Consider the following 10,986-nt stretch of genomic DNA (forward strand, 5'->3'; position numbering starts at 1 on the left):
CGTGGGTCCATCCGACGACGAGCCGACGCCGGCCGCGTCGTCGGCGGACGCCGCGGACCTTCCGGAAGAGGCGACGGTGCTCTCGAGCCGACGCCGGCAGGTCGATGACGTCGACGACGCGACCGTGCTCGCCACGCGGCGGAGGCCGCACGGCGGCCCGGAAGCGTCGGTCGACGATCTGGACGAGCACACGGTCCTGTCGACGCGGCGCGGCGGGGAACCCGGCGACCGGACCGCGCTGTCGACGCGCCGGGCCTCTGCGCCGGTGTCCGAGGAGCTCGACGAGCACACGGTGCTGTCGACACGCCGGGCGCCTGCGCCGGCACCGGAGCCCGAGGAGCTCGACGATCTCACCGTGATCGCGGCGCCCCGGCGCACGCAGCCCGCTGAGCCCGACGACCTCGACGCGACATCGGTCGCCGCGCACCGCCGGGCGACGCCCGAGCCGTTCCCGGGCACCTCCGCACCGTCCGACAGTCGCACGACGGGCGGGACCACGATCGAGGACCGCACCGACGAGACCGTGCTGCGCTCGGTGCGCCGCGCGTCGCCGTCGACTCCGCCGGCGGGACCCGAAGCCTCGCCCGCCGCGACCCGCCGGACCGCCTACGTGCCCGGTGAGGACGTGTCCGACCGCCGGGCCCCGCGTTCGTCCGGGCCTGTGGTGGCGAGCCGGGCTCCGGTCGCGCCGCCGGCATCCGCCACCCTGGCCCCTGCCCCCGACGGCGCCGTGTCACGCCGCCGCCGCGACCGCCGCCGTCTGCTGATCGCCGCAGCCGTGGCCGTCGTGGTGATCGTCGGCGCCGTCGTCGCGCTCGTGCTGCTGCTGACCTGACCCCGAGGATTCCGATGACCCTCCCCGCATCCGTCCCGCCCCCGACTCCCCACACCTCCGGCCTCGACGAGGCCGCCGCGCTCGGCATCGTGTCGGCGGGGCAGGGAATCCGCTCGCTCGCCTTCGCCATCGACGCGGCGATCTGGCTGCTGCTCGCATCCCCCGCCGTCGTCGGCGCCGTCATGCTCACACTCGGCGACAGGTCGTTCGTGGGTGTGCTGCTCATCGTCGTCGGTGCGGTCCTGCCGCTGCTGTTCGGCCTGCTCCAGCTGGTGCTGCACGGGCGCCGCGGTGTCACGGCAGGCAAGGCCTCGATGCGGCTGCGGTCGATCTCCGCCGCCGATCTCGGCCCGGCGGGCTTCTGGCGCGTCGTGCTGCGTGCGCTCGTGCTGTGGGCGAGCAGTGTCGTGCCGGTCGTCGGTCCGGCGGTGATGTTCGCGTCGGGCCTGTGGGATCCGCAGCAGCGGGGGCGCAGCATCCTGGACCGTGTCGGCGGATGCTGGGTGATCGACGCTCGCGCCGGCCTCGACCCGTTCGACGCCAAGGCGCTGCGCCACGCGCGCCGCGCCGCGGCGGGCCGTCCCGAGCAGAGCGAGGACCTGCCGTCGATGGCGAGCGACGCCGATGCGGCCACCGCGCTGCGCATCCCCGGCGCCCGCTCGCGCGCCGGAGTCGTCGGCCCCGGCAGCACCGGCGCCCAGTGGGAGGCCGTCGCCGACGGCATCGACGCGAGCGTCATCGCCCAGGTGCCGGGAGTCGCCGCCGCCGCCCACGCCGCGACGGGCCTCGTGACCGGCGCCCCCGGTGTGACCGCCGCGGCGGCAGCGCCCGCTGTCTCTGGCGACTCGCCAAGACCGGCCGCATCAGCCGCGGTCTCCGGCGACTCGCCGAGACCAGCGGCAGCCGGGCCCGTCGCGGTTTCTGGCGACTCGCCAAGATCGGACACCCGGACCCCGGTTTCTGGCGACTCGCCGCGATCGGCCGCCGCACCGGCCGCTCCGCAGGCCGCGGCCGCGGCCCCTGCCGCAGCCCCAGCCGCTCCCGCCACCGGGCCCGTCGGCTCTCGCCGCGCCCAGGCGATGATCCGGTTCGACGACGGGTCGATCCTGCGGGTGCCGGCGCGCGGTCTCATCGGCCGCGACCCCGAGCCCGCTGCCGGCGAGCAGGTCGAGGCGCTCGTGCGGCTCGAAGACCCGCAGCGGCTCATGTCGAAGACCCACGCGGCGTTCGGACAGGACGCCGAGGGCCTGTGGGTCGCCGACCGCGGCTCCCGCAACGGCACGCAGCTGGTGTCGCCCGGCGGTGATGTCGTCGACGTGCCTGCCGACCAGGCGGCGCGCGTCCCGGTCGGGTGGTCCGTGCAGGTGGGCGGAAGGTCGTTCGAACTCGTGGCGAGAGGTGCCGACTCGTGAAGCTGAAGCTGAGCCTGCGTCGAGGCGTGGGATCCTCCGTCGACGTGCTGGTCACCGCCGACGCGACGGCGACCGTGCAGGACGTCGCGCGTGCGCTGGCCGAGGGCGACGCGCTCGCAGCGCCGGGCAGCGTCAACGCGAGCGAGGTGCCGACTCTGCTGGTGGCCCCGCCCGCCGGCCAGCCCGTCCACCTGAACCCCGCCATGCCCATCGGCGATGCCCCCATCGGCTCGGGCTTCGACGCCTCCGTCGTGCCCGCACTGGCCACGGGGACGGATGCCGCGGCGACCGCAGCCGTCATGCGCATCCACAACGGGCCGGACGCCGGCCGGACGATCCCGCTCCCCGCGGGGTCGAGCGTCATCGGCCGTGTCGCGCCCGCACAGGTGCTGCTGGACGACCCGCAGGTGTCGAAGCGCCACGCCCGCGTCGACGTGGACCAGGGCATCGACCTCATCGACCTCAATTCGGCCAACGGGCTCATCGTCGACGGCGGTCTCGTGCAGCGGGTGCGCGTGCTGCCCGGTCAGCGCATCACGATCGGCTCCACCGAGGTGTCGTTCGCGCTCGCTCCGCGCGTGCAGACCGACGACTCGCTCGTGCTCGAGCGCGGCGGGGCGCTGATGTTCAACCGGTCGCCGCGTGTCGAGGACCGCTACGCGGGCCGCGAGTTCCGGCATCCGATCATCCCGAACGAAGCCGACCCGCGCATCTTCCCGTGGCCGATGATCATGGCGCCGGTGCTGCTGGGCCTCGGCATGTTCGCGTTCACCGGGCGCGCCACGTCGCTGCTCATCGTCGTGATGGCGCCGCTCATGATGCTGGGCAACTTCATCGGGCAGCGCACCCAGCAGGGCAAGAAGCTCGAACTGGAGATCGACACGTTCGAGACGCAGATCGACGAGCTCGAGGCGTCGCTCGAAGAGGAGGAGCGGCTCGAACGCGAGCGCCGTCGGGCCGAGGCGCCCGCCACGGCGACGATCTACGAGAACGCGATGTCGCTCGGCCCCCTGCTGTGGACCCGCCGCCCCGAGCACTGGAACTTCCTCGGGCTGCGCCTGGGGGTCGGTACCGCCGACAGTCGCAACACCGTGCAGGAGCCCAACGAGCAGCGCGGCATCGCGCAGTACGCGCAGCAGGTGCGGGGCCTCCGCGAACGCTTCGCGCAGATCGACGACGTGCCCGCGATCGAGCTGCTGCCCTCGGCCGGCGCCATCGGCATCGCAGGTCCGCGCGAGCTCGCGGCGGACGTCGTGCGGGGGCTCGGCGTGCAGCTGTTCGGCCTGCACGCGCCGAACGAGGTCGTCACCGCCGCGATCATCGACCCCGCGTGGACGGGCGACATGGAGTGGATGAAGTGGCTGCCGCACACCACCAGCCCGCGTTCGCCGTTCGCCGAGATGGCACTCGCCGACAGCCAGTCGGCGGGCACGGCGCTGCTCAACGGCCTCGAAGAGGCGATCCTGGAGCGGCTGTCGGGCTCGGCCACGCGCCGCGGTCCGGTGCCCGAGAGCGAGAAGTCCATGGCGCTCGGCAAGAGCGTGGGGGAGGGGCGCGACGCCTCCGACGTGAGCGACGTGTCGCTCGTGCTCTTCGCCACGCACGATGCGCCCATCGACCGTCCGCGCCTCACGCAGGTGATCGAACGCGGACCGGATGCCGGCGTCTACACGATCTTCGTCGCCCCGACCGTCGAGTCGCTGCCGGCCGCGTGCCGCACGTTCATCGACGTCTCGAACGGTCTCGACGATGCGATGGTCGGCTGGGTCCGCGCCGGTGAACGCGCCCGCGCCGTGCAGATCGAGGGCGTCTCGCGCGGGTACGCCGAGATCTTCGCCAAGCGCCTCGCTCCCGTCGTCGACTCCAGCTCGGTCGCCGCGGACTCGTCCGACCTGCCCGCCAGCGTCTCGATGCTGCGACTGATCGGCACCGACATGGCGGCCGAGCCGCAGGCCGCGATCGAGCGGTGGCGGCAGAACAACTCGATCGTCGACCGCACGCGCGGTCCTCGCCCGCGGCTCAAGCGGGCCGGCACGCTCAAGGCCTACATCGGCCAGGGGAGCCCCGACGCGATGTCGCTCGACCTGCGCACGCAGGGTCCGCACGCGCTCGTGGGCGGCACGACGGGTTCGGGCAAGTCCGAGTTCCTGCAGGCGTGGGTGCTGGGCATGGCAGCCGAGTACAGTCCCGACCGCGTGACGTTCCTGTTCGTGGACTACAAGGGCGGCTCGGCGTTCGCCGACTGCGTCGACCTGCCCCACACGGTGGGCCTCGTCACCGACCTGTCGCCCCATCTGGTGCGCCGTGCGCTCACGAGTCTGCGCGCCGAGCTGCACCACCGCGAGCACCTCTTCAACCGCAAGAAGGCGAAGGACCTGCTGGAGCTGGAGAAGCGGCAGGATCCCGACACGCCGCCGGCGCTCATCCTCGTGATCGACGAGTTCGCCGCGCTCGCCACCGAGGTGCCCGAGTTCGTGGACGGCGTCGTCGACATCGCCCAGCGCGGCCGGTCTCTCGGCATCCACCTCATCATGGCCACCCAGCGGCCCGCCGGAGTCATCAAAGACAACCTCCGCGCCAACACCAACCTGCGCGTGGCGCTGCGCATGGCCGACGCCGCCGACTCGAACGACGTCGTCGGGGATGCCGTCGCGTCGACCTTCGACCCGTCGCTGCCCGGTCGCGGCATCGCCAAGACCGGTCCGGGCCGTCTCGTGCCGTTCCAGTCCGGGTACGCCGGCGGCTGGACCACCGACGAGCCCGACCGCGCCCAGGTGCGCGTCGCCGAGCTGCGCTTCGGCTCGGTCACGCTGTGGGAGAGCGACGGCGAGGGCGAGTCCGAGACCCACGACGAGGACCTCGGCCCGAACGACCAGAAGCGGCTGGTCGCGAATCTGGTCGCTGCGGCGGCGGATGCCGGCATCCCGGCGCCCCGTCGCCCGTGGCTCGACGACCTGGCCGCGACGATCGACCTGCGCGATCTGCCGATGGCGGGCGACGACAGCATCCCGCTGGGCCTCGCCGACATCCCGCAGCGTCAGCTGCAGGAGGCCGTGTTCTTCAGCCCCGACACCGACGGCCACATGCTCGTCTACGGCACGAGCGGCGCCGGCAAGTCGGCGACGCTGCGCTCCATCGGCATCGCTGCGGGCGCGCGTCCGCAGTCGGGTCGCGTCGCGGTCTACGGCATCGACTTCGGCACGGGCGCGCTGCGCTCACTCGAGACGATGCCGCAGGTGGGCTCGGTGGTCTCGGGCGACGACGTCGAACGCGTGCAGCGCCTGCTGCGCACGCTCCGGCAGATGCTCGACGACCGCGGCAAGCGGTTCTCCGAGGCCGGGGCCGCGTCGCTCACGGAGTACCGCACGATCACCGGCGACACCAGCGAACCGCGCATCATCCTGCTCCTCGACGGCTTCGGCGTCTTCAAGCAGGACTGGGAGACGACGTCTGCGCGTGCGGCCTACTACGCCATCTTCATGCGCATCCTCGGCGAGGGACGCCCGCTCGGCGTCCACGTCGTCGCCACCGCGGACCGCTACGGCGCGGTGCCGACCGCGGTGAGCGCGAACGTGACGAAGCGCGTCGTGCTGCGGATGTCGGACGAGGGCGCGTACTCGATCCTCGGCGTGCCGAAGGACGTCCTCAACGAGCGCAGCGTGCCCGGGCGCGCGATCGTCGACGGCCTCGAGACCCAGATCGCGGTCATCGGCGGCACCACGAACGTGGCGGAGCAGAACGCCGCCGCCGCGCAGTTCGCCGCCGCGCTCCGGGCCGCCGGCGCCGTCGAGGCACGCAACATCGGCTCGCTTCCGACGGAGCTGGATGCCGCCGCCCTGCCCGCGAGCATCGACGCGCTGCCCGTGCTCGGCATCGGCGACGACACGTTGGGTCCCAAGGGCTTCGAGCCGGTCGGCACGTTCGTGGTGGCCGGTCCGCCGCAGTCGGGCAAGACGACGGCGGTGCGCGGCATCGTGCGGGCTCTGCAGCGGTTCGACCCGAAGGTGGAGCTGTTCCACTTCGGCGGTCGCCGCGCCGTGCTGCGCGACGAGGCCCCCTGGCGCCGCTCGGCGATCGGCATCGAGGATGCCCGGACGCTCGCCAAGGAGCTGAAGGACATCGTCGCCGACGAGACCGTGTCGAGCCGCATCGTGATCGTGGTCGAGAACATCACCGAGTTCGGCGACACCGACGCCGAGCGACCGCTGAAGGAGCTGTTCCAGGCGGTCAACCGCAGCGACCACTTCCTCATCGCGGACGGCGACGTGACGCAGCTCTCGGGCGGGTACGGGCTGATCGGCGAGCTGAAGGCGGGGAGGCATGGCATTGCGCTGCGCCCCGAGAGCTACGACGGCGAGTCGCTCTTCAAGGTGCCGTTCCCGAAGGTGCAGCGGCACGAGTTCCCGGCCGGGCGCGGGCTCTTCGTCGAGAACGGGCGGTTCGTCACGGTGCAGCTCCCGCTGGTCGGGTGATGTTCTCCACATGGGGAATGGTCCCCATGTGCCGCTCGGCGGCCGTTGGCTAGCCTGGCTGAGGATCTCGCCGGTCCGGACTTTCGCGGACCACGGCGACGACCCGCACGAGGAGGAGAACAGCGATGGCCGACCGGGTCTGGTTGAACATGGAGGATCTCGAAGAGGTCACAGCGGGGCTGTCTGCGGCGATCTCCGAGTTCGAGCACGCCGCGGACAACACGGACGAGATCGAGGGCGCGATCGGGCGCCCGGACGGCCGCGGGTCGCTCCGCGACCGCGTCGATGACTTCGAGGGCGACTGGAACGACAACCGCGACAAGCTGAAGGAGTCGCTCACCGGCGTGCGCGACCACCTGCAGGGGATCATCGACGGATTCCTCAAGCTCGACACCGACCTGGCGACCCAGATGTCCGACGCGCAGCGCGACCAGCTCGCGAACTCCGGCCGCGACAACACCCCGGTCTGAACGGAAGAGACACCATGACGTACCCGTATGCGTACGACGCGCCCCTGTACTCGCCCGCGCACCACTACCGCCTGCAACTGCTCGACGGCGAGGCGGGCACGATCCAGACGGGGGGTCAGCGTCTCGAGACGCTCGGCGCCACGATGACGTCCGCGGCGAAGTCCCTGGCACGCATCAGCGAGGGCAGGACGCAGATCTCGGATGCCGTCGACAAGGTGCGCGAAGAGGCCGGCGACGTCCACGCCGATCTCAGCAAGGCGGGAGAGCGGTACTCCAAGACGGGCAGCACGCTGCGCACATACGCGACGGCGCTCGCCGAGGCGCAGCGGCTGATCACGCCGCTGGTCCCCAAGATTCAGGATGCCGAGGACGACCGCCGCGCCGGCCAGGCGACGCTCGCCGACGCGCAGGACGCGCAGCGCGACCTGGACCGCGTCTGGATCTGGGAGGACGAGCCCACCGAGGCGCAGCGCCAGGCCGCGGCCAGCGAGGTGTCGGACGCGCAGGGGGCGGTGTCGGCGGCGCAGGGCCGTCTCGACGAGCTGTGGCCGCAGTTCGAGCGCGCCTTCGGCCACTGGTCCGACGCGTACGAGGCGGCGGTGACGGGCATCGAATCCGCGATCGCCCAGGCCGACAACAACGACAGCTGGTGGGACGACGCCATCGACGTCTTCATCGAGGCGGTCGGGTGGGCCGCGATGGCGCTGGCGATCATCGCCATCTTCGTCGCGGCGCCGCTCGCTGCCGTCCTGCTCGCGGCGGTCGCCATCCTGACCGTCATCAGCCTCGTCGGGCACATCTACCTGATGACGAAGGGGCGAGCGTCGTGGAGCGACATCGCGTTCGACATCGTCGGGCTCATCCCGTTCGTCAAGCCGATCGCGGGTGCCCTGCGGGCAGGTGGGACCCCCGTGCGCATGTTCAGCAACCTCGCCGGCCGCCTGCGGCCCGGTACCGCGATCAACGCGATGAGCCACGGCCGGCGCACGCTCTGGGAGTCGCTGAACCGCACCTTCACCGGCCCGGGCGGCCGCCGCGGCGCACAGCAGTGGGCGCAGCAGCGCACGGCCGAGATCCTCGGAGGCCGCACCGTCAACGCCAGGTGGGTGTGGAACTCCATCCGCGGCGGACACCGCAGCTACGGCGACTTCCCCCAGTTCGTGGCAGACCTCACCTCGGGCGCGTCGGGGCAGGTGCGCGGCATGTCGGCCTGGCTGCGCTCGTCGCGGGCGACGACCGTCATGCCGAGCGGGGTCCAGTCGGCCTTCAACGTGGGCGGTTTCACGGCCGGACTCGACCCGGTGTTCTCGCTCATCCCGGGTTACGGCGATGCGCGTGAGAAATACTGAATGCCGTGGTGGATGATCTCCGTGCCGAACTGGCGGCGAACCAGGAGTCCGAACTCGAGTTCTCGGTCGTGCTGCCGCCGGGCTGGGCGCGCTTCGGTGTCGACGCCGAAGCGGAGCGCCGGCTGACGGACAACATGATGGCCGTCCTGCGCGAACGCAGCACGCCCGCCGAGACGATGGCGGTGCGCCAGTTCGTGCGCGCCGGTTTCACCGAGCTGCGACGCCAGAAGGCCGTCGCCTGCTATCTTCCCGTGGCGCCCGTCGACGACATCGTGATCCCTGCGTCGATCACGGTCGCGCCGGCTCCCGTGCGGTCGCCCGACCGGTTGGAGGAGTTCGCGCAGCGCGTCGAGGCGAAGTCTGTGGTCTTCGCGCGCGGACGCGATGAGGACGGCCTCGAGGTGTGGCGCTGGGAGCAACGGCGCAGCGGCCTGCCCGGCGAGGGAGGCGAGGACGCGGGATCACGCACCGTGAGCTATCTCTTCGAGGCCCCGCGCGGCTCGCGCCGGACGCCCGCCGTGGTGAGCGGGTCGCTGCTGTACGCCCCCGGTGAGGCCGAGAGCGACTTTGCCGAGGACGTGCTCGTCCTGTTGGATGCCATCATGGGCACTTTCACATGGTCGGCCCGGTGAGGGTCGAAGAGGCGCCCGACGAAGGCCCCGATTACGACCCCGAGCTGTGGATCGAGGTTCCGCTGTTCTTCCCCTTCGCCGGGTGGCCCGATGCCGCGGCGTGGGCCCACGACATCGCCGAAGAGGCCGCGCTCCGTCCGGAAGAGCGCGAGGGGCTCGCGGAGCGGGCGCGCCTGCTGGCCGAATCGGACTGGCCGGCAACGCGGCGCTTCTGGTACTTCCCCGTGCAGGGCGGGTTCGAGGCGATCGTCCACGTTATCGACGTGGACGAGGTCGTTCCGCAGGAGCGGGTCCTGGAACTGCTGCGCACCGATGACGCGCGCGTGACCGCCCCCGTCATCGAGGCGATCGACGGCGTGGCGGGAGCCTGGCGCAGCGCGTACATCGTTGCTGAAGGCGACCAGGATCAGCGTGCCGCCATGGGCGTGGTCCGCGCCGTGCGGATGCGCGACGAGGGCACGACGCTCGTCGAGCTGATCGACGCGGATCTCGCCGCCATCGGCGTCGCGCTGCCGGATTTCGACGCCCTCGTGGGCGATCTGCAGTTCATAGGAGGAGGAGTCGTCGGTGGGCGCGACTGAGGAGTGGAACGAGCTCGTGGCGGCGACGCCCGATGTCGCGGCGGCGTACGCCGGTATCGGCACGAGGGGAGGTGACCGCCGATCGCGGGTGCGCAGGCGCGCCGCCGAACTCGACGCCGGGCGGCTCACCATCCCCGCGATCGCGTGGGAGCTGCAGTCGGCGGCCGCGGACGGCGACGCGCGGACGCGGGTCACGGCCGCCTACGCGCGCTACCGCAACGACGTGCAGGCGGCGACGCGGCAGACGATGGCGGCAGCCGCGTCGGCTCCGCGCCCGGCCTCCCACGGCGCGGAGACCATGGGCAGCCGCGGGCACGTCGCCTGGTTCGTGATCCTGCTGATCGTGGCGCTGCTCGCGCCGGCCGCGATCCTGCCGGCCCGTGCGGGTGGCGGCTTCGTCTCCGACCTCGATCAGATCGCCCTGCTGTCCGGCATCGTCTCGCTGGTGATGTCCATCGTCGGGCTGGTGTACGTGCGTCGCGTGTCGCGGCCGCTCGTCGGGGCGGCGGTGCCGATCATCCTGGCGATCTGGGTGCTCGTGGGCGTCGTCGTCGCGTGCCTTCGGGTGGCCGATGACCCGTTCCTGATGCAGCCGTCCGTCATCGCCGGCATCGTGCTGATGGTGGTGGCTGCCGTGCTCTACGGCATCGCGGCCGTCCTCCTGCGCGGCGCCCGCCGCACTCCAGCGGCGGCCCCGGCTCCCGTCGACGGCACGGCGGCGGCGCTCGCCGACGCGCTCGCAGGCGAGGACGCCGACGCGGCGATGATCCGACGCGCGGCGTACGCCGACGGCATCCTCACTCTCATGAAGCGCGACGAGCTCGACGCCGACGACGCCGCAACGCTGCTGCGGGCTTACTCGGCCTGACTGCATCACATGGGGAATGGTCCCCATGTGGTTGGTGGGGGGCGGTTGGCTAGCCTGCATGTGGGCTCGATCGGGTCCGTGGATTTTGACAAAGGGACGGATCATGGCTGATTTCAAGGCTTCTTATGGCGAGATGGAGTCGATGGCGGGCAAGCTCGACTCGGGTCGTGAAGAGATCGGCGACGTGCTGCGCCGCCTGAAGAGCGATGTGGACCGGCTGCTGGGCGACGACTTCAAGACGCAGCACGCGTCGGGCAAGTTCGGTGAGGGGTACAACGAGCTGACCACGGGTCTGGAGAAGGCCATCGAGGGCATCTCCGACATGGGTGAGTCGCTGCGCAAGATGATGCAGGCGATCAAGGACACC

9 protein-coding genes are annotated in these 10,986 nt (G+C 71.9%); all 9 read left to right on the top strand.

The features are described from left to right. Position 1 precedes the first annotated feature (1 nt). Complete coding sequence (locus ACTHNQ_RS00850) at positions 2-835, top strand: hypothetical protein (RefSeq protein WP_440330556.1); 834 nt, start codon at positions 2-4, stop codon at positions 833-835. Positions 836-849: 14 nt separating this feature from the next. After that, positions 850-2,247 (top strand): RDD family protein, encoded by a 1,398-nt coding sequence (locus ACTHNQ_RS00855; RefSeq protein WP_440330557.1) that lies wholly within the window; start codon positions 850-852, stop codon positions 2,245-2,247. After that, the gene (locus ACTHNQ_RS00860) at positions 2,244-6,719 is read left to right on the top strand and encodes an FtsK/SpoIIIE domain-containing protein (protein WP_440330558.1); all 4,476 of its coding nucleotides are present in this window, start codon (positions 2,244-2,246) and stop codon (positions 6,717-6,719) included. Before ACTHNQ_RS00855 ends, ACTHNQ_RS00860 begins: the two co-directional genes overlap by 4 nt. A gap of 125 nt (positions 6,720-6,844) precedes the next feature. Continuing rightward, positions 6,845-7,189 carry a flagellar protein FlgN gene (locus tag ACTHNQ_RS00865; protein WP_185842886.1) on the top strand — a complete coding sequence of 115 codons (345 nt, stop codon included), beginning with the start codon at positions 6,845-6,847 and terminating at the stop codon, positions 7,187-7,189. Between the two features lie 14 nt (positions 7,190-7,203). Beyond that, positions 7,204-8,538 carry a hypothetical protein gene (locus ACTHNQ_RS00870; RefSeq protein WP_440330559.1) on the top strand — a complete coding sequence of 445 codons (1,335 nt, stop codon included), beginning with the start codon at positions 7,204-7,206 and terminating at the stop codon, positions 8,536-8,538. A 5-nt stretch (positions 8,539-8,543) separates the two neighbouring features. After that, complete coding sequence (locus ACTHNQ_RS00875) at positions 8,544-9,170, top strand: hypothetical protein (RefSeq protein WP_440330560.1); 627 nt, start codon at positions 8,544-8,546, stop codon at positions 9,168-9,170. Further along, a complete protein-coding gene (locus ACTHNQ_RS00880; protein WP_440330561.1) occupies positions 9,167-9,751 on the top strand; it encodes a hypothetical protein in 585 nt (194 codons plus the stop codon). The genes ACTHNQ_RS00875 and ACTHNQ_RS00880 overlap by 4 nt, the downstream gene beginning before the upstream one ends. Then, positions 9,738-10,619, top strand: a complete 882-nt coding sequence (locus tag ACTHNQ_RS00885; protein WP_440330562.1) for a hypothetical protein — start codon at positions 9,738-9,740, stop codon at positions 10,617-10,619. The genes ACTHNQ_RS00880 and ACTHNQ_RS00885 overlap by 14 nt, the downstream gene beginning before the upstream one ends. 103 nt (positions 10,620-10,722) lie before the next feature. After that, positions 10,723-10,986: WXG100 family type VII secretion target (locus ACTHNQ_RS00890; protein ID WP_440330563.1), on the top strand; the 264-nt coding region annotated here is incomplete at its 3' end.

Source organism: Microbacterium sp., from assembly GCF_051953575.1.
Classification (GTDB): Bacteria; Actinomycetota; Actinomycetes; order Actinomycetales; family Microbacteriaceae; genus Microbacterium.

Excerpts from the sequence above, each read along its gene's own strand:
- ACTHNQ_RS00855 (WP_440330557.1), top strand. The coding sequence starts at position 850 with ATGACCCTCCCCGCATCCGTCCCGCCCCCGACTCCCCACACCTCCGGC.
- ACTHNQ_RS00865 (WP_185842886.1), top strand. The coding sequence starts at position 6,845 with ATGGCCGACCGGGTCTGGTTGAACATGGAGGATCTCGAAGAGGTCACA.
- ACTHNQ_RS00870 (WP_440330559.1), top strand. The coding sequence starts at position 7,204 with ATGACGTACCCGTATGCGTACGACGCGCCCCTGTACTCGCCCGCGCAC.